The sequence below is a fragment of the Planctomycetota bacterium genome (assembly GCA_016872555.1).
GTDB lineage: Bacteria > Planctomycetota > Planctomycetia > Pirellulales > UBA1268 > F1-20-MAGs016.
Window position 1 is genome coordinate 14,381 of the sequence record VGZO01000045.1, and the last position, 19,549, is coordinate 33,929.

16 protein-coding genes are annotated in these 19,549 nt (G+C 70.4%); 10 read left to right on the forward strand and 6 right to left on the reverse strand.

Annotated features, from left to right (window positions below):
* The first annotated feature begins 112 nt into the window (after window positions 1-112).
* From FJ309_13660 to FJ309_13685, 6 genes are all read left to right on the forward strand, one after another.
* Window positions 113-1,870 (forward strand): ABC transporter ATP-binding protein, encoded by a 1,758-nt coding sequence (locus FJ309_13660; protein MBM3955638.1) that lies wholly within the window; start codon window positions 113-115, stop codon window positions 1,868-1,870.
* Between the two features lie 80 nt (window positions 1,871-1,950).
* Window positions 1,951-3,960 carry an acetoacetate--CoA ligase gene (locus FJ309_13665; protein MBM3955639.1) on the forward strand — a complete coding sequence of 670 codons (2,010 nt, stop codon included), beginning with the start codon at window positions 1,951-1,953 and terminating at the stop codon, window positions 3,958-3,960.
* Window positions 3,961-4,024: 64 nt separating this feature from the next.
* Window positions 4,025-5,134 carry a 4-hydroxyphenylpyruvate dioxygenase gene (gene hppD / locus FJ309_13670; GenBank protein MBM3955640.1) on the forward strand — a complete coding sequence of 370 codons (1,110 nt, stop codon included), beginning with the start codon at window positions 4,025-4,027 and terminating at the stop codon, window positions 5,132-5,134.
* Entirely contained in the window at window positions 5,134-5,850 is a 717-nt protein-coding gene (locus FJ309_13675) for a fumarylacetoacetate hydrolase family protein (protein MBM3955641.1), read from the forward strand. Before hppD ends, FJ309_13675 begins: the two co-directional genes overlap by 1 nt.
* A gap of 23 nt (window positions 5,851-5,873) precedes the next feature.
* The gene (locus tag FJ309_13680) at window positions 5,874-7,046 is read left to right on the forward strand and encodes a homogentisate 1,2-dioxygenase (protein MBM3955642.1); all 1,173 of its coding nucleotides are present in this window, start codon (window positions 5,874-5,876) and stop codon (window positions 7,044-7,046) included.
* Window positions 7,046-7,657: a flavin reductase family protein gene (locus FJ309_13685; GenBank protein ID MBM3955643.1), complete on the forward strand. Its 612-nt coding sequence runs from the start codon at window positions 7,046-7,048 to the stop codon at window positions 7,655-7,657. The genes FJ309_13680 and FJ309_13685 overlap by 1 nt, the downstream gene beginning before the upstream one ends.
* A gap of 74 nt (window positions 7,658-7,731) precedes the next feature.
* On the opposite strand, the gene FJ309_13690 is transcribed toward FJ309_13685, so the two are convergent.
* Together FJ309_13690 and FJ309_13695 are read right to left on the reverse strand one after the other, a co-directional pair.
* Window positions 7,732-9,066, reverse strand: a complete 1,335-nt coding sequence (locus FJ309_13690; protein MBM3955644.1) for an ABC transporter permease — start codon at window positions 9,064-9,066, stop codon at window positions 7,732-7,734.
* Entirely contained in the window at window positions 9,063-10,538 is a 1,476-nt protein-coding gene (locus FJ309_13695) for a sugar ABC transporter ATP-binding protein (GenBank protein MBM3955645.1), read from the reverse strand. The genes FJ309_13690 and FJ309_13695 overlap by 4 nt, the downstream gene beginning before the upstream one ends.
* 167 nt (window positions 10,539-10,705) lie before the next feature.
* Between FJ309_13695 and FJ309_13700 the strand changes: the two genes are divergently transcribed.
* Window positions 10,706-11,752, forward strand: a complete 1,047-nt coding sequence (locus FJ309_13700; GenBank protein ID MBM3955646.1) for an acyl-CoA desaturase — start codon at window positions 10,706-10,708, stop codon at window positions 11,750-11,752.
* A 74-nt stretch (window positions 11,753-11,826) separates the two neighbouring features.
* Complete coding sequence (locus tag FJ309_13705) at window positions 11,827-12,399, forward strand: carbohydrate-binding protein (protein ID MBM3955647.1); 573 nt, start codon at window positions 11,827-11,829, stop codon at window positions 12,397-12,399.
* A 52-nt stretch (window positions 12,400-12,451) separates the two neighbouring features.
* Here the strand turns inward: FJ309_13705 and FJ309_13710 are convergent, their stop codons facing one another.
* A complete protein-coding gene (locus FJ309_13710; protein ID MBM3955648.1) occupies window positions 12,452-12,868 on the reverse strand; it encodes a PaaI family thioesterase in 417 nt (138 codons plus the stop codon).
* A 237-nt stretch (window positions 12,869-13,105) separates the two neighbouring features.
* On the opposite strand from FJ309_13710, the gene FJ309_13715 reads away from it, so the two are divergent.
* Window positions 13,106-16,057 (forward strand): DUF1553 domain-containing protein, encoded by a 2,952-nt coding sequence (locus tag FJ309_13715; GenBank protein MBM3955649.1) that lies wholly within the window; start codon window positions 13,106-13,108, stop codon window positions 16,055-16,057.
* A 17-nt stretch (window positions 16,058-16,074) separates the two neighbouring features.
* Window positions 16,075-17,592: a DUF1501 domain-containing protein gene (locus FJ309_13720; GenBank protein ID MBM3955650.1), complete on the forward strand. Its 1,518-nt coding sequence runs from the start codon at window positions 16,075-16,077 to the stop codon at window positions 17,590-17,592.
* A 110-nt stretch (window positions 17,593-17,702) separates the two neighbouring features.
* Here the strand turns inward: FJ309_13720 and FJ309_13725 are convergent, their stop codons facing one another.
* The 3 genes from FJ309_13725 to FJ309_13735 form a co-directional block, all read right to left on the reverse strand.
* Window positions 17,703-18,299, reverse strand: coding sequence for a PaaI family thioesterase (locus FJ309_13725; GenBank protein MBM3955651.1), 597 nt, complete (start codon window positions 18,297-18,299; stop codon window positions 17,703-17,705).
* A 66-nt stretch (window positions 18,300-18,365) separates the two neighbouring features.
* On the reverse strand, window positions 18,366-18,692 hold the full coding sequence (locus tag FJ309_13730) for a mitomycin resistance protein (protein ID MBM3955652.1): 327 nt from the start codon (window positions 18,690-18,692) through the stop codon (window positions 18,366-18,368).
* A gap of 397 nt (window positions 18,693-19,089) precedes the next feature.
* Window positions 19,090-19,440, reverse strand: coding sequence for a hypothetical protein (locus tag FJ309_13735; GenBank protein MBM3955653.1), 351 nt, complete (start codon window positions 19,438-19,440; stop codon window positions 19,090-19,092).
* Window positions 19,441-19,549 lie beyond the last annotated feature (109 nt).

A 19,549-nucleotide genomic window follows, 5' to 3' on the forward strand; every position in this document is an offset into this window, starting at 1 on the left:
GGAGGACTTATCGAAGACGCGGCGTTTCGGTCCCAATCCGGCTGCGGCGCGTTCTTCACACTGAAACCGAAGGCGAGTCGGTCGTCGCCGGGATCCGAACCGTGACTCACACGTGATCAGCCTCTTCCGAACCGTCTGGGCAATCCTGCCACCGAGCCTGCGACTACGGACGTTCGTCGTCCTCGGCTTGATGGTGGCGGCGACCGCCATCGAAATGCTCAGCATCGGATTGATCGTTCCGGTGCTGGTGGTGATGACGAGCGACTCGTCGTTGCTGCCCGCCCCCCTGCGCCCGGTCGTCCAGACCCTTGGCGATCCGCCGACGGCGCGGACGATCGTCGTGCTTCTGCTCGGTTTGGTGTTGGTGTTCGCGTTCAAGTCGCTGTTCATCCTCGTCTGCAGCTACCTGCAAGCGTGGTACGTCCGCGCGGTCCAGTCGCATGTCAGCCGGTTCGTGTTCGCCAACGTCATGACGCAGCCGTGGACGTTCTATCTCCAGAGGAACACCGCTTCGATCGTCCACGTGCTCGAGGAGAGCCAACGATTCTCGGTAGTTTGCATCGACCTGTTACGGATCGTCTCCGAGTCGCTCCTCGGCCTCGGGTTGCTGGTCATGTTGGTGTGGTTCGAGCCCGTCGGCGCGGCAGTCATCGTCGTCATGCTCGGTGTCTCGGCCTGGTTGTTGTCGCGTCTCGTGCGGGTGCGAACGCAGCGCTGGGCCGAGGCCCGGATGCGGTACATGGGATCTCTCCGCAAGCACGTCCAGGAGGCACTCGGCGGCGTCAAGGAAGTCAAGGTTCACGGCTGTGAGAGCGAGTGCTCTGACGACTTCCAGGCGCAATCGGCGGTCCATGCACGCTTGGTCGCTCTGCATTGGCTCGCCGAACAGGTGCCACGTCCATGGTTCGAACTGGTCGCCGTCGTGACGCTGTTTCTGCTGGCGGGCGTGATGGCCTGGGAGGGCAAGCCGGTGCGATCCCTGCTCCCGTTCCTCGGCCTGTATGCGACCGTCGCTTTCCGGATGCTGCCATCGGTGAACCATGTGGCAATTTCCGCCCAGCGCCTCCGCAGTGCCAAGCCGATGATCGCAGCGGTGCGTCACTACCTGTCGTTGGGGGCAACGATGCCGAAACACGAGCCGGCGACCCCGGTCACGTTCTCGGAGCGGATCCGCCTCGATCATGTTTCGTATCGCTATCCCGGCGGTGACGCAGAGGTTCTCCACGACATCGATCTGGCGATCCCGCGCGGCAGCGAGGTGGGCTTCATCGGGGCGAGCGGTGCGGGGAAGAGCACGCTGATCGACGTGCTCTTGGGTCTGCTGCCACCGTCGGCGGGTGTGGTGACCGTGGATGGCGTCGACATCCAGTCCAATCCCCGTGGCTGGCAGGCGATCATCGGTTACGTCCCTCAGTCGATCTATCTGGTCGACGGAAGCATCCGCAGGAACGTGGCCTTCGGCGTCCACGACGAGGACATCGACGACTCTGCCGTAACGCGGGCGCTGTCGGCCGCGTGCCTCGATGGCTTCGTCGCCAGCTTGGCCAGCGGCGTGGACACGATCGTCGGTGAGCGCAGCGTGAGGCTTTCCGGCGGGCAACGACAGCGGGTGGCGATCGCCCGGGCGTTGTATCGCGACCCTCAGGTGCTCGTGCTCGACGAGGCGACCAGTTCGCTCGACGCCGAAACCGAACGGGAATTCATGGAGGCCATCGAGGCACTTCACGGGAAAATGACGGTGATCATCGTCGCCCACCGCCTCAGCACGGTCGAGCAGTGCGACGTCGTGTATCGACTCGAGGACGGGCGCGTCGTTTCCGCCGCCAGTGGGTCGGAGATCGTCGCGGCCGATCGGCACGACAGGAGGTGATTGGGCAACGGGATTGTGTCCTCGGGATCCGGGCGCCGATCCTGGGGCGACCGGTCCCATCGCCTGTTCACGGATACCGCATGGCGACGACTGCCGACGACGTACTCTGGATGCCTTCCCCCGCGTCCATCGAGCGCTCCGCGATCACCCGCTTCAGGGCGGCCGTGACGGAGCGGCACCCTCGTGCGGGCGCGGACCGCGTCGCGCTGCATCGCTGGAGCGTCGAGAAACCAGGCAGGTTTTGGCGCGAGGTGTGGGACTTCTGCGAGGTCGACGGCGACCCCGGCCCGGTCGACTGCCTACCGGCAACGGTGTTCCGCGAGTGGCGATTCTTCCCCGAGGGCCGGCTGAACATCGTCGAAAACCTGCTCTGGCCCTCGCGCCTCGGTGACGCGACGTATGCCGGTGCGCCGGCCGTGATTGCCCACGACGAGCAGGGACTGGTCGCCACCCTCACGCGGTTGGAGCTCTGGCAGGCCGTCTGCCGGCTCGCCCGGCACCTCGCTGACTGCGGCGTCGTTCCCGGTATGCGTGTGGCCGCCGTCCTCCCCAACCGCGTCGAGGCGGTGATCGCGATGCTCGCCACGGCGGCGTTGGGCGGAGTCTGGTCGTGCTGTTCGCCCGATTTCGGTGACGCCGCCCTCTACGACCGGTTCGGCCAGATCGAGCCGACCGTGCTCGTCTCGACGGCGACGACGCGCTATGCGGGAAAGTCGCTCGGGCTCGACGAGCGCCTCGGGCGCCTGGCGGCACGGCTGCCGTCGCTGACCGACTGGGTCCACGTCGGCGCGGCGCCACAGGCGCTCCCCGGCGTGCGGCTCGCCGACTGGGAGGAGATCCAGACGCGGCGGCTCGTGCCGATCACCCTGAAGCGTTTTCCCTTCGCCCAGCCGCTCGCGATCCTCTACTCCTCCGGCACGACCGGCGCCCCGAAATGCATCGTCCATGGCGCGGGGGGCACGCTCCTCCAGCACCTCAAGGAGCACCGCCTCCACTGCGACATCGGCCCGGGAGACCGGCTGCTCTACTACACGACCACCGGCTGGATGATGTGGAATTGGCTGGTCAGCGCCCTCGCCAGCGACGCGGCGATCGTTCTTTACGACGGTTCGCCGCTCGAGCCGCATCCGGGGATCCTCTGGGACGTCGCCGATGAGGAGGGAGTGACGCACTTCGGTGCCAGCGCCCGGTACTTCGCAGCGATCGAGCAGCGCGGCTTCCTCCCCGGCAGCCGGCACGCCCTGGCCGCGTTGCGGGCGCTGCTCTCGACCGGGTCGCCGCTGCTGCCCGATCAATTCCGCTGGCTGTACCGCGCCGTCAAGCCCGACATGCACCTGGCGTCGATCTCCGGCGGTACCGACATCGTGTCGTGCTTCGTCCTCGGCGATCCGACGCTGCCGGTGCGGGCGGGGGAGATCCAGTGCAAGGGCTTGGGGATGGACGTCGCCGTGGCCGACGAGTCGGGACGGTCGGTCGTCGGCGTCGCCGGCGAGCTCGTCTGCCGGACGCCATTTCCGAGCATGCCGCTCGGGTTTTGGAACGACCCGGAGGGGCGGGCCTACCATCACGCCTATTTCGATCGCTACCCCGACATCTGGTGTCACGGCGACTGGGCCCTGGAGACGGCCAGCGGCGGGATGGTGATCTACGGCCGCTCCGACGCCGTCCTCAATCCGGGTGGCGTGCGGATCGGGACCGGGGAGATCTACCGCGAGTTGGCGGCGTTCCCCGAGGTCGTCGAGGGGCTGGCGACGGCCCTCCGCCGCGATGGTGACGAGCGGATCGTCCTCTTCCTGAGGCTCGCGCCGGGGGCCACGCTCGATGCCGCCCTCGAGGCGGCGGTCCGTGACCGCCTCCGGCGCCAGTGTTCGCCGCGCCACGTGCCCCACCTCGTCGTCGCGGCGCCCGACCTCCCGCGGACGGTGAGCGGCAAGCTGTCCGAGATCGCCGCGCGCAACGCGATCTCGGACTGCCCCGTGGGCAACGCCGGCGCCCTCGCCAATCCCGAGTGCCTCGCCTTCTTCGTCGGGTGGGCGCGGATGGTGCGCGAGGCCGACGGCCATGCGGTGGATCCACCGCGCCGGCTATAATCCCGGCGATTCCGCGGGCCAACGGAGCGATGGTCAGGCCCGCGCTGCCGACGAGGACCGAGCGATGGCGGCCGCCCAGGACATTCCCCTCCGCAAGATCGACCACATCCGGTTCTTCGTCGGCAACGCCCGGCAGTCGGCGTTCTTCTACCGCAACGCCTACGGCTTCGAGGTCGTCGCCTACGCCGGCCTCGAGACGAAGATGAAGGACGAGGCCGGCTACGTCCTCCAGCAGGGCGGGATCACGTTCGTGCTCCAGTCGCCGCTCCGTCCCAACCATCCCGAGGCGTCGCGGCTGATCCTCCACGGCGACGGGGTCGCCGACATCGCCCTGGCCGTCGACGACGTGCGGTTGGCGTACAACCTCGCCGTCGAGCGCGGGGCCGTCGGCGTGATCGGCCCGCGGGCGATCGAGAATGACAACGGGGTCTACGAATACGCCACGATCCGCGCCTACGGCGACACGACCCACACGTTCGTCAACCGCGATCGCTACCACGGCGCCTTCGCCCCGGGCTACGTGGCGATCGATCCCGAACGCTACAGCCCCGCGACCTACCATCCCGCCGGCCTCCTCGCCATCGACCATGTCGTCGGCAACGTCGAGGAGGGGCGGATGAACGAGTGGGTCGACTTCTACCGGACCGTCCTCGGCTTCGAGCAATTGGTCTCGTTCGACGACCAAGACATCTCGACCGAGTACTCGGCACTGATGTCGAAGGTCGTGCAGGGCGGGCGAGGGCGGATCAAGTTCCCGATCAACGAGCCGGCGAAGGGGCGGCGGCGCAGCCAGATCGAGGAGTACGTCGACTTCTACGGGGGCGCCGGGGTCCAGCACATCGCCCTGGCGACCAACGACATCGTCGCCACGGTCCGGGCGTTGCGGGCCAACGACGTCTCGTTCCTGCGCGTGCCGCGCACCTACTACGACACGCTCGTCGACCGCGTCGGGCCGATCGAGGAGGACGTCGAGGAGCTGGCCGATCTCGGGATCCTCGTCGATCGTGACGACGAGGGCTACATGCTCCAGATCTTCACCAAGCCGGTGCAGGACCGCCCGACCTTGTTCTTCGAGATCATCGAGCGCCACGGCTCGAAGAGCTTCGGCAAGGGGAACTTCAAGGCGCTGTTCGAGGCCATCGAGCGGGAGCAGGCGCTGCGGGGGACATTGTGATGGCCGTCCCGCTCCCCCCGGTGCGGACGATCCGCGACTTCTACGCCTTCGAGCAGCATGTCCTCACCTGCCGGCGGCAGCGCGGCCTGGGGATGGTGCCGCAGTGGTACGAGGTGCCGGTGTTCTACTTTTCCAATCCCCACTCGGTGATCGGCAACGGCGACGAGGTCGTCCCGCCGCTGGAGACACGCGAGCTCGATTTCGAGCTCGAGATCGCCGCGGTCGTCGGGCACGAGGCCCGCGATCTGCCGGCGGACGACCGGGCCCTCGATTGCCTGCTCGGGTTCACGATCTACGACGACTTCTCGGCGCGTGACCTGCAGCGGCAGGAGATGGCGGTCGGGCTCGGTCCGGCGAAGGGGAAGGATTTCGCCAACGCGTTGGGCCCCGCGGTCGTCCCGTTCGAGCGGCTCGCCGATCGGTACGCCGACGGTCGCCTCCGGCTGCGCATGGAGGCCGCTGTCAACGGTCGCGTCGTCTCGAGAGGCGACGCGGAGACGATGCACTGGACCTGGCCGCAGCTTCTCGCCCATGCCAGCCGCGACGCGACCCTGTACCCAGGCGACGTCCTCGGGTCGGGCACTGTCGGCGGGGGATGCATCCTCGAGCTCGGCCCCGAGAACGTCGGTGGCTGGCTCGTGCCCGGCGACGTCGTCACGCTGTCGGTCGAGAGGCTCGGCGCCCTCGAGAATCGGATCGCCGCGCCACGCCGCTGAACCCGCGCCAGGAGCCCGCCGCCGTGCCCCACTATCTCCGCCGCGGCACGATCCCACCGAAGCGCCATACGGAGCTTCCCCGGACACCGGGGTTTCTCGGCGAGGGGATCCACTACGAAGAAGTGATTTCGACCGAGGGTTTCTCCCGGGGCTACAGCATCGCCTACCACCTCCGGCCGCCGACTCGCGTGACCGCGATCGAGCCGTTGCCGTTCGTTCCCGCGCCGGCCGCCGCCGAGCTGCCGCTGCGGCACGTCCACCTCGCCACCGGCGCCCTCGGCCGCGCCGGCGACGTCGTTGACGGGCGGATTGCGATGTTCTTCAACGCCGAGGTGGTGATCTCGCGGTGCCGGCCCGCCGGCCCGCAGCGCGAGCTGTTCCGCAACGCCCGCGACGACGAAGTGCTGTTCGTCCACGCTGGCACGGGGCGGCTGGAGACGATGTTCGGTTCGCTGCCGTTCCGGCCGCTGGACTACGTCGTGATCCCGAAGTGCACGACCTACCGCGTCGATTTCGACGACCCGACGGCGGCCGATCTGCTCGTCGTCGAGGCCCGCGGCACGATCCGGTTCCCGAAGCGCTACCTCAATCCCGACGGCCAGCTCCGCCTCGGCGCCCCCTACGGCGAGCGCGACATCCGTGGCCCGGAGTCCCCGGTGCCGATCGATGCGGAGGGCCGGCACACGATCGTCGTCCGCGACGGCGAACGCCGCGCCCGGTACGAGGTCGCGAGCCATCCGTTCGATGTCGTCGGCTGGGACGGGATGGTCTACCCGTTCGCGTTCAATGCGGAGGACTTCGAGCCGATCACCGGCCGGATCCACCAGCCGCCGCCGATCCACCAGACGTTCGACGGGCCGGGGTTCGTGATCTGCACGTTCGCCCCACGGATGCTCGATACCGATCCCCGGGCGGTGAAGGTCCCCTACGTCCACAGCAACGTCGAGTCGGACGAGGTGCTGTACTACGTCCGCGGCAGGTTCGGCAGCCGGCGCGGTGTGGAGGCAGGCTCGTTCACGCTCCATCCCCACGGCATCCCGCACGGCCCGCATCCCGGGACGATCGTCGCCAGCCGGAACGTGGACCGGACCGACGAGCTGGCGGTGATGATCGACACGTTCCGGCCGCTGGCAGTCGCCCGCGGCGCCCTGGTGTTCGACCGGCCCGAGTACCCGTTGTCGTGGATGGAGGGGTGATGGAGATCGACGTCGCACGGACCGAGGTGGTCGACGTGTACCGTGTCCTCGTCGGGTTGGTCACGCCGCGGCCGATCGCCTGGGTGACCACGCTCTCGCCGCGCGGCGTCGTCAATCTGGCGCCGTTCAGCTTCTTCAACGCCTTCGGCGCCAACCCGCCGGTGGTCGTGATCTCGCCGACGCTGACCCGCGACGGCAAGCGCAAGGACACGCTGGTCAACATCGAGCACGGCGGCGAATTCGTGATCAACGCCGCCACCGAGCGGCATGCCGCGGAGATCAACCGCAGCGCGGCGCCGCTTCCGCCGGACGAGAGCGAGGTCGAGCTGGTGGGGATGGAGACGGTTGCCTCGCGGCGGGTGGCGCCTCCGCGGCTGGCCGGCGTGGCATTCGCGATGGAGTGCCGGATGCAGCAGGTGATCCCGATCGGATCGGGGCCGATCTCCGCCAACCTCGTCATCGGCGAGGTGGTGACGATCGTCGTCGACGATGCCGTGCTCGACGCGGCCGGCCAGCCCGACCCGCTCCGGATTCGCACGGTGGCGCGCCTCGGCGGCGACTTCTGGTGCCGGACGACCGACCTGTTCGAGCAGGGGCGGCCCGGCGCGTAGCGGTCGCACGACGGCGTCCAGGCAGCTTGGCCCGGGAGCGAAGGTCAGCCGGCCTCGGGCGACGGTCCGGCCGGTCAGCGGCGGCGGAGCCGGTCGAGGAGGACCGCGCCGAGGATCACCAGGCCGAGGACGACGCGCTGCGTGTAGCTCTCGATGCCGAGGAGGTTCATGCCGTTGTTGATCACGGCCGTGACCAGGGCGCCGACGAGCGTCCCGACAATGCTTCCCTCGCCCCCGGCGAGGCTCGTTCCCCCGACCACCACCGCGGCGATCGTGAACAGCTCGTACATCTGCCCGAAGTTCGGCGAGCCACTCTTGAGCTGCGATGCCATGACGACTCCGCCGAGCGCCGCCAGCGCCCCGGAGAGGACGTAGGCCGCCACGAGCGTCGCCGACACCGGCACGCCCGAGAGACGCGCCGCCTCGCGGTTGCCGCCGACGGCGAGGACCCAGCGCCCGAACGTCGTCCGCGTCATCGTGAACTGGGCGAGCGCGTACAGGGTGAGCATCGCGACGACGGCGTTGGGAATCCCGACCAGGTCGGCCCCGCGGCCGAGCCACATGAAGCCGTCGGGGAGTTGGTACACGCTCTCGCCGCGCGCGAGCAAGGACGCCGTGCCCCCGGCCACGAGCATCATCGCCAGCGTCGCGATGAACGGCGGGATCCCGAAGGCCACGACCACGCCCCCCGACACGGCGCCACACGCCGCGCCGACGGCGATCCCGACGAGCCCGGCGACGACCATGCCCCCCGGTCCCGCCGCGACGCCGCCGCACCGGTCGCGGATGACGATCGCGGTCACCACGCTGGCCAGCGCGATGATGCTCCCGACCGACAGGTCGATGCCGCCGGTGAGGATCACCAGCGTCATTCCGACGGCAAGGATCGCGATCACGGCGATCTGGTTGGCGATGTTGAGAAGGTTTTCGGCCTTGAGGAAGTTGGGCCACCGGTAGGACCGCGGGCGCACCAGCGCCGGCGCGCCGAGCGCGGGGAAGTCGGTGCCGACGTCGGCGAACACGCCCCACGCCATGCTCGCGGCGCTCCCGGCGATCGCGTCGAGCCCCGGGGTCTCTGCAGCAACGCGCCCGAGCGCGTCCCGCGCGTCCTTCGGCCCCCCCTTGGCGACCGCGACGACCGTCGCCCCGCCGCTGCGGAGCCGGTCGACGAGCCGGTCGGCGAGGGCGACGTCGTCGGGGACGTCGCGGATCGCCACCAGCACGCGGGGGTGCGGCGTGGCGGCGAGGATCCGCTCGGCGATGGCGTCGGCGGCCGCGGCGCCGGAGGGCTGCTGTTCGCTCCAGGTCAGCACGCTGAACAGCACGCACAGCGCGAGCAGCACCCACGCCATGCCGAGTTCGTGAAGCCGGCCCCGAAGCAGGGCGAGCGCCTGTCGGAGGGCGATCATGCGACGGCGGCCTCCATGATCGATTCCTGGGTGGCCGTCGCGACGTCGTCGATCCGGCCGGTGATCCGCCCGTCGTGCATGACGACGATCCGATCGGCCATCCCCAGCACCTCGGGGAGGTCGGAGCTGACCATCACCACGACCTTGCCGGCGGCGGCGAGGTCGTTGATCAGCCGGTAGATCTCGACCTTCGCTCCGACGTCGACGCCGCGCGTCGGCTCGTCGAACAGGAGCACCTCGCAGCGCCGCGCCAGCCACTTGGCGAGCACCACCTTCTGCTGGTTGCCGCCCGACAACCCCCGCACCGCCGCCTCCTGGCGCGGGGTCCTGATCCGCAGCGATGCGATGAATTCGCCACACTCGCGCCGCTCGTCGGTGCGACTGACGACGCCGCCGTGCGACAACCGGGCGAGGTTCGGGAGGGCGAAGTTCTCGCGGACCGAGAGACCGAGGACGAGCCCCTGGAGCTTGCGGTCCTCGGGGAGGAGGCCGATCCCGGCCGCGATCGCGGCGGCGGGGGAGCGCGGCGCGACCGGCACGCCGTCGAGGTGCACGCTGCCGGCGTCGCGCCGGTCGGCACCGAACAGGAGCCGGAGGACCTCCGTCCGGCCCGAACCGACCAGGCCGGTGATCGCCAGCACCTCGCCGCGCCGCGCGGTGAACGAGACGCCACGGACGGCCGTCCCACGCGACAGCCCGGCGACGACGAGCCGCGCCGCGCCCGGCACCGTGTCGCGGTGGGGGAACTCCTCGGTGAGCTCCCGACCGACCATCAGGCGGATCAGGTCGGCCCGGTCGGCAGCGGCCACCGCGGTGCCCCCGGCGTTGCGCCCGTCGCGGAGGACCGTCACGCGGTCGCAGACGGAGGCGATCTCGTCGAGCCGGTGGGTGACGTAGACGATCCCCGTGCCGTCGCGGCGCAAGTCGCGGATCACGCCGTGCAGCGCCGCCACCTCGGGAGCCGACAGGGCCGCGCTCGGCTCGTCCATGACGAGGATCCGCGCCCCCGACACCAGCGCCTTGGCGATCTCCACGAGCTGCTGCCCGGCCACCGACAGCGTGCGGCAGGGGCGGTCGGGATCGAAGTCGGCGCCGAGCCGAGCGAGGATCGCGCCGGCCCGGTGCCGCTGGGCCGCGCGGTCGACGATGCCGAAGCCGGGCAGGCCATGGGCGATCTCTTGCCCGAGGAAGAGATTGTCGGCGGCCCCGAGCGCCGGAACGAGATTGAATTCCTGGTGGATCACGGCGACGCCGGCGCGGATCGCGTCGGGCGGCGTCCGCAGCGCCCGTTCGACGCCGTCGATGACGATCCGTCCGGCGTCGGGGCGCACGGCGCCGCCGAGGATCTTCATCAGCGTGCTCTTGCCGGCACCGTTTTCGCCGAGCAAGGCGAGGACCTCCCCGCGGGCGAGATCGAGGCGGACGTCGGCCAGCGCCTGCACGCCAGGATACGTCTTCGAGATCCCGTCCATCGCCAGGAGCGGCGCGGTCACGGCTCGGCTCCGCGGCATGGCCCCGGAGCATCCCCGCCGGCCTCGACGCCTTGGTCGTCGCGACAGGTGCGAAGGTCGGTCATTTGAGCCCCGCTCCGCATCGGCTGGGGAAGGGATGACGGTCGCGCCGGATGTGAGGCACGACAATCGTAACCGGCGGGAGCGGGGCGCGGCATCCGGCGGCTGCCGGCGATCGACGTGGTTCTTGCGAAACCGGCGCGCTCCGCGACAATCGGGCAAGTCCATGGACCGGACCTCTCAACCCGAGGACAACCTTGGCTGTCTCCTCCACCGCGCCCCGCGCGGCCATCGGCACCGCGATCCACTGGGAATACCTCGTGCCGATCGTGGCCGTCCATCTGCTGGCCGGTCTCGCGCTGTTTCCGGCGTATTGCAGTTGGCCCGCAGTCGCACTCGCCGCGGTCGGCACGTTCGTGTTCGGGACGCTCGGGATCAATCTCTGCTACCACCGTCTTCTCGCGCACCGGAGCCTCAAGGTGCCGCGCTGGCTGGAGCGGGCGCTGGCCGTCGTCGCGCTGTGCTCGCTGGAAGACACTCCCGCGCGATGGGTGGCCAATCACCGCCTCCACCATGCCCACTCCGACGACCCGGAGGATCCGCACTCGCCGCGGCGCGGGATCGCCTGGTCGCACATGGGCTGGCTGTTCCGCCGCGTGCCGCAGCGCAAGGGCTGGGCGTTTCTCGACCGCTATGCGCGCGACATCCTCGCCGACGGGTTCTTCCGCTCGCTCGAGCGTCACCCGACCGCGACCGTCTGGATCTACGCGCTGCACGCAGCCGCCTACTGGCTGGCGGGGCTCGCCGTGGGCAGATGGTGGGGAGGCGACTGGGCCGCCGGCTACACCTGCGCGGCAAGCGTGCTCGTGTGGGGCGTGTTCGTCCGCACGGTCCTGGTCTGGCACATCACCTGGAGCGTCAACTCGCTGACCCACCTGTTCGGCTACCGGACCTACGCGACGGACGAGGACAGCCGTAACAACTGGCTCGTCGCCCTCGTCGCGATGGGCGAGGGGTGGCACAACAACCACCACCACGACCCGGCCAGCGCCTCGGTCCAGCACCGCTGGTGGGAGATCGACGTCACCTACTATGTGATCCTGCTCCTCGAGCGGGTCGGGTTGGCGACCGACGTGATCGCGCCGCGCCACGTGCGGCGCGAGGCCGCGCGCTGACGGCCAGGCCGCAGGCCCGACCGTGTGCCCGCGACCGGCACCTTCCCGGCCATCTGCTCTTGAAAGGGTTCGTCATGAGGGTGCCCCTGGTCGTGATCTGCGTCCTGTTTCTTGCCTCCGAACGCGCGGCGACGCTGCCGTTCGGTGGCACCCCGCGGCGGATTCCGGGAGTCGTCGAGGCGGAGGATTTCGACGAGGGGGAGGCTGGCGTCGCGTACCACGACGTCAACGCCGTCAACGAAGGAGCCGACTACCGCGGCCCGACGCAGGTCGACATCGAGCGCCGCCCCGATGCCTCGAACGGCCACGGGATCGGCTGGACACGCGCCGGCGAGTGGCTCGTCTACACCGTCGAGGTGAACGCCCCGGGGCCGTACACGGTCGAGATTCCGGTGGCCTCGGCGAAGGCGGGAGGTCGGTTCCACATCGAGTTCGACGGGGTCGATGCCACCGGGCCGATCACGGTCCCCGACACAGGCGGATGGGGAAAGCTGCAGACGATCCGCGTCGGAGGGGTGCGCGTGCCGGCAGGGCGGTCGGTGATGAAAGTGGTGATGGACGCCAACGGCGAATCGATGAGCGTCGGCGACATCGACTGCTTCCGGTTCAGCCGCCCACCCGCGAACGCGACGCCCCCGACGCGCTGATGCGGGGCGGGTCTGCCGCCGTGACCACGGCGCTGCCGGGCCGGTGGCGGCGTCATCCTCCCAGGGAGCGTCGGATCGCGAATTGCGCGGTGCACAGGCAGGCGATCTCGTCGGCGGCCCGGATCTGGCATTCGACCACGGCGCTGCGCCCCGATAGCCGCACGACCTCGGCCTTCGCCGCGACCACGCCGACGGCCGGTTCGAGGTAGCGGATATGGAGATCGGAGGTGGCGAACGGCATCTTGCCGTCGAAGGCCGTGCTCAGGGCGAGGGCACTGGTCAGGTCGGCGAGCGCCGCCAGCACGCCGCCGTTGACGGTGCCGCGGGGGCCATTGGTGACCGCGGCCGTCGCGGTCAGATGCATCTCGGCCCGGCCCGGTTGGAGATCCGCGATCGACAGGGCCCAATTCGCGATCGGTGGCCAATCCTGGAACCGGCCCTGCATGCGCTCGGCAAGATCGGCCGGCACGGTGTCCGATATTCGCCATGCCCCCACGTGTCCACCCCCGCCGGTTCGATCGATTTATACTACGTTGCAATGAAGCAAGCCTAGCAGCCGTGTGCCGTGGCGGGCATGGCTGGCCACGGTGGCTCCAGGAGCGCGATCGGTCAGCGGGGCGCCCGTCGAAACCGGTACCGCATTCCGTCGGCTCGATCGCCCTCAGCGAGGGGTTCCATGGACCGTGGCTGGCGAAGCGCGTGGCCGATGCTCGTGCTGCTCGCGCCGCTTTCCCGCATCGCCGCCGACCTGCCGACGGACGGTGACGCCCATGCCGCCGCGCGGGCCCTACTCACGGTCCGGTGCGTCGACTGCCACGGCCCCGACACGCAGGAATCGCACCTGCGGCTCGACACACGCGCCGGGGTCCTGACCGGCGGCGACTTCGGGCCGGCGGTCGTCCTCGGCAAGGGGGCGGCGAGCGAATTGGTGCGCCGGATCAGATCGACGAAGCCCTCCGAGCGGATGCCGCCGGACGGCGAGCGGCTCACCGACGCCGAGGTTGCGGCGCTGGCCACCTGGATCGACGCCGGCGCACCGTGGCCGGGGGCCGACGGGCCGGAGCCGGCCGCGCGTGACGAGCGCCTCGACCATTGGGCCTGGCAGCCGGTGAAGACGGTGCCCGTGCCACCGGCCGTGGCGGCATTCGCCGGCCTGCCGGCCGTGGAGCCGGAACGGAACGCGATCGACTTCTTCGTGCGCCGGGCACTGGCCGAACGGGGCCTGGCCCCCGCCCCCGTCGCCGACCGGCGCACGCTCATCCGGCGGCTGTCGTTCGACCTCCTCGGCCTGCCCCCCGATCCGGCCGATGTCGAGGCGTTCGTGGCCGATCCCGATCCGAACGCCTACGAAACCCTCGTCGACAAGCTGCTGGCCAGCCCGCGCCATGGCGAGCGCTGGGCGCGGCACTGGCTCGACGTCGTCCACTACGGCGACACCCACGGTTACGACAAGGACAAGCCGCGCCCCAACGCCTGGCCGTACCGCGACTACGTGATCCGCGCCCTCAACGACGACAAGCCCTACGCCCGGTTCGTGGCCGAGCAGATCGCCGGCGACGTGCTCTGGCCCGACACCCGCGACGGCCAGGAGGCGCTCGGATTCCTGGCCGCCGGCCCATGGGATTTCATCGGCCATGTCGAGGTGCCGGAGACGAAGACAGACGGCAAGATCGCCCGTCACCTCGACCGCGACGACATGGTCGCCACCACGATCGGCACGTTCGCCAGCGTGACGGTGCACTGCGCCCAGTGCCACGCCCACAAGTTCGACCCTGTCAGCCAGGACGACTACTACTCGCTCCAGGCGGTGTTCGCGGCGGTCGACCGTGACGACCGCCCGTATGCCGCCGATCCGCAGGTGGCGCGCACCCACGCCGAGCTCGCGGCGCGGCTCGACGCGCTGGCCGGCCGGCGCCGCGACCTCGAGGCCCGGGTCCGCGAGGCCGCGGGGCCCCGGCTGGAGGAGCTCGATCGGGCGATCGCCGCCCTTCCCAAGCCCGCCGGCCCCAATCCAACACCCGCCTACGGCTGGCACTCCGCCATCGAGGCCGGCGCGGACGTGGCGAAGTGGGTCCAGGTCGATCTTGGTGCCGAACGGGCGATCCACGAGATCGTCCTCCATCCCTGCCACGACGAGTTCGCGGGGATCGGCGCCGGCTTCGGCTACCCGCGCCGATTCCGTGTCGAGGTGGCGAACGATCCGGAGTTTCGCGACGGGGTCACCACGGTGGCGGCGTTCACCGAGGCCGACGTGGCCAACCCGGGGACGAAACCGCAGACCTTCTCCTGCGGCACGGGCGCGCGCCACGTCCGCATCACCGCCACGAAGCTCGCACCGCGGCAGAACGACTTCATCTTCGCCCTCGCCGAACTGGTCGTCCGCACCGCCGACGGAACGAATCTCGCGGCTGGCGCGGCGGTCACGGCCGCCGATTCGATCGAGGCGCCGCCGCGGTGGGGGCGGGCGAACCTCGTCGACGGCACGAGCCCCGCGGGGTCCGACGACACCGCCGCGCCCCTTCGCGAGGAACGGGAGCGGCTGCTGGCCGCGGCGCGCGACCCCGACACGTCAGCCGCGCTCGAGGCCGTGGCGAGCGAGATCACCGCGGCCGAGGCGGCGCGGGCGGCGCTCCCGCCCCTCGCGCGTGTCTACTCGGCCACCAGCCACAAGCGCCAGGGCCAGCCGCGGCCGATCCACGTCCTCTCCCGTGGCAACGTCCTCGCCCCGACGCGCGAAGTGGGCCCGGGTACGTTGTCGGCCGTGGGCATGCTCGCGGCGCGGTTCGAGCTGCCGCCGGGCCATGCGGAGGGGGAGCGGCGTGCGGCGCTTGCGCACTGGCTCGTCGACCCGGCCAATCCGCTCACCTGGCGCAGCGCCGTCAACCGTGTGTGGCACTACCACTTCGGCCGCGGGCTGGTCGACACGCCGAGCGATTTCGGCCGGATGGGGGCGAGGCCGTCGCACCCCGACCTCCTCGACTGGCTGGCGGCGACGTTCCGCGACGGTGGCGGGTCGCTCAAGTCGCTCCACCGCCTGATCGTCACCAGTGCCACCTACCGCCAGCAGTCGGCCTCCCGAGCCGACGCCGCGGCCGTCGATTCCGACAACACCCTGGTGTGGCGGCAGCAGCGGCGCCGGCTCGAGGCCGAGGGGGTGCGCGATGCCGTCCTGGCGGTGAGCGGCGCGCTCGACCTGACGATGGGGGGGCCGGGCTGGCAGGATTTCAAGGTCGAGCGCCCCGAGCACTCGCCCCACTACCGCTACGACCTGGCCGATCCCGCCGACCGCTCGACCTGGCGGCGTGGCGTGTACCGGTTCGTCGTCCGCAGCCAGACGCAGCCGTTCATGACGAGCCTCGACTGCGCCGACCCGTCGATGCGGGTCGAAAAACGCACCGAAAGCATCTCGGCGCCGCAGGCCCTGGCGCTGCTCAACAACGGCTTCATGCTCGTCCAGTCGCACGTGTTCGCCGAGCGCGTGGCCCGCGAGGCCGGGCCCGACCTCGAGTCACAGGTGACACGCGCGTTTCTCCTCGGCTGTGGCCGGCCTCCCGAGCCGGCCGAGGTGGCGGCGCTGGTCGACGTGGCCCGCGACCATGGCATGGACAACGTCTGCCGGGCGCTGTTCAACCTCGCCGAGTTCACGTTCGTCGATTGAACCGTTCCGGTGTCCCGATGCCGCGCCGTCGATTCCGCAACGATTCGCCGTTTCACCGCGCCGCAGGCCCGGAGGCCGTGTCGCGCCGCGACTGGCTGGCGGGGAGCGGCGGCGGGCTCGGCGGGATCGCCCTGGCAGCGCTGCTGGCGGGCCAGCGCGAGGCGGTCGCCGACGGTGGCGCCGGGCTGCATCCGGCCTGCATCCATCCGCCGCGCGTGAAGCGCGTGGTGCAGCTGTTCATGGCCGGGGCCGCCAGCCACATCGACCTCTTCGACCACAAACCGGAGCTCGTCAGGCGCCATGGGCAGCCGAGCGATTTCGGCGAGGCGGTCGAGGCGTTTCAGGACGGCCTCGGCCCGTGGCTCAAGCCGGTATGGGAGTTCGCCCCCTACGGTGGCTGCGGCAAATTGCTGTCGGACGTGGTCGCTCCCCTCGGCGCGGTCGTCGACCGGATGGCGTTCATCCACGACATGGTGAGCTCGTCGGGGGTCCACTCGGCGGCCACGCTCCTCCAGACGACCGGCTTCGTCCTCCCCGGGTTTCCCGGCGCCGGCTGCTGGGTGAGCTACGCCCTCGGCTCGCTCAACGACAACCTCCCGACGTTCGTCGTCCTCCCCGACCATCGCGGCTATGCCTCCAACGGCGTGAAGAACTGGGACGCCGGGTTCCTCCCCGCGCGCTACTCGGGCACTGTCGTGCAGCCGGCGGCCGCCGATCCGGTCGCCGACCTGCGGCCCCACGCCGCCGGCCCGTTCGTCACGGCGAGTGCCGACGCCGCCACGCGCGACGTTCTCGCCCGGCTCAACCGCCGTCATGAAGAAGCCCGGCCGGGAGACTCACGGCTCGAGGCGCGGATCCGGTCGTACGAGTTGGCGGCGCGGATGCAGCTGGCGGCGCCCGAGGCGCTCGACATCGCCGCGGAGCCGGCCCATGTCCGCGCCCTGTATGGCGTCCAACCCGAGCGCGGCGCCTGGCCGGCCGAGATCAACGCCGAAGAGGAGACGCACCACTTCGGCCTCCGCTGCCTGGCGGCCCGGCGGCTGCTCGAGCGGGGCGTCCGCTTCGTGCAGGTCTGGAGCGGCAACGACAACGGCTTTCCACGGCGCAACTGGGATTCGCACGAGGACGTCGCCCGCGACCACGGGCCGCTCGCCCTCGGCATGGCGCGCGGGGCCGCCGCGCTGATCCAGGATCTCGACCGGCGCGGCATGCTCGACGACACGCTCGTGCTGTGGACGACGGAATTCGGCCGGATGCCGAGCTCGCAGGGCGGCCGGGGGCGCGACCACAATCCCTACGTGTTCACCACCTGGCTGTGCGGCGGCGGGATCAAGGGGGGCGTGACGAGCGGGTTGAGCGACCAGTGGGGCTACAAGCCGCTCGACCGCGACGATCCGACGACCGTGCACGATGTCCACGCCACCGTGCTGCGGCTGTTGGGGATCGAACACACCAAGCTCACCTGGCGCAACAACGGCATCGACCGGCGTCTGACCGACGTCCACGGCCACGTCCTCACCGACATCCTCGCCTGAGTGGACTCGATGAGCCGGCAGGCCCGCGGCCGGTCGGGGCCACGGAGGGCTTTGTCCACGGTCATCCCCGGGGCCGTGGGGCTTGCCCGATTGGCCGTGTCACCGCCGCGTCATCCGGCCAGGCCGCGCCGGATCGCGAATTGGGCGGTCGACAGGCAGGCGATCTCCCCGCCGGCATGGATCCGGCATTCGACGACGCCGCTGCGTTCGGAGAGCCGCACGACCTCGGCCTTGGCGGTGACCATGCCGATGGCGGGCTCGAGGTAGCGGATGTGGAGGTCCGATGTCGCGAACGGCATGCGCCCCTCGAACGCGGTGCTCAACGCCAGGGCGCTGGCGAGGTCGGCCAGCGCCGCCAGAACGCCGCCGTTGACGTGGCCGCGCGGCCCGTTGGTCACCGCCGGCGTGGCAGGGAGGCTGACCTCCGCCCGGCCCGGCTCGAGCGCCTCGATCGCCAGCCCCCAGGCCGCGATCAATGGCCAGTCCTGAAACCGGGCGCGCAGCCGGTCGGCCAGATCGGCAGGGACGGTCTCGGGAAGGGGGCGCGTTGCCACGGTTGGTCCTCCGTCGTCAGGCCGGATGCCCGGGTGTCGTCGATCCGCCCGGCTGCGGGCTACTCGGCCGCGGGCCGGGGAGGGGAAGTCGTGAGGAGGGAAGGGAAATCGTGCCGTCGCGCGTCGGCTTGGTGCGAACCGCGACCAACCCACGCTCCCACGGCCGTGAGCCTAGCCGGAGTCGACGGGGAGGCGAAGCGATGCACGACGGGAGCGGTGTCACCGCCGGCGTTTTGCCCGGCCCTTGCGCGCTGCCGCCATCGCCCCGAAGCGCCGCTTCCGTTCCGCCGTGAACTCCCACCAGGGCCGAGGTTCGCCACCGGCCATGAATCCCGTCACCGACATGAACACGTCGAGGACGCACGGGTCGTGCCGCGTGCGTGTCGCTTTGCACAGGGCTTCGTACAGGGCGAGCGGGTCGCGCCCCTCGAGGTCGGCCGGCGACCTGATCCCGAGCCGCTCGAAATCACGCGCCATGGCCGGCCCGACGTTCGGCAGGTCGGTGAGGCGGGTGACGGCGCTGCGGCGCACCTTGGCCGGATTCATCGGAGGCTCCCGTGTGGCGATGCACAGGCGTCACCGAGTCGGTCAGCGTGTGCCGGTGTCTTCGGTCGGTGCATCGCTCGGGGACGATCTCGGGGAAGTGTAGATCTCCGGGCGATGGATCTCCATGTACGCCTCCGGCTTGGCCGGCGAGCGGAATCCGAGCTGGAGCCTGCCATCAGCGTCGGTCCTCCTGTTCGGGACGAATCCTGAAAAAGCGATCCGCCGCGGGATGCGGCCGATGGCGGCCTGGGAAACCCTCGGCGTTTCCCGCGGTCGCCACAGTGGACACTCGCCTCAGATGGCTTTGTCCACGGACCGTTAGCCGTGGAAAAAGCCCTCCCTGAATGCGACCGGTCGTACATCAGCGACGGCTCGCCGCCACTCGGCCGAGTCGGCCCTACTTGAGCGCCGTCTTCCGTACGGGGAAATCCTTCCAGGAGGCGCCCGTGCCGCGGTGCAGCACCGTGTCGGTGGCGTGGATCTCGAACGGCGTCAGGAGCGGCTGCGCGCGGGACGACTCGTAGAGCGGTGCGAACGGCCGCGTGATGCACTCCTCGAACAACGCCTCGAAGCTGTCGATCGCGAAGGAGGTAGCCTGGAAATCGTCGATGGAATGGCCGGTCCGCAGCACCCGCTCCAGGTCGAACCGCAGCACGTGCGGCGAGGGATCATGAAGCATGTACCGCGCCTCGCCGTACGACGACATGATCCCCGCCCCATAAGCCTTCACGTGGCCACCCACGAGCATGAGGCCGAACTCGATCGTGTATCAATTGAGCCTGGCGAGGAACTTCACTCCCCTGAGATCGATCGCGTCGAGACCGGCACGGCCGTAGGCCTGCATGTAGGCCGCGTAG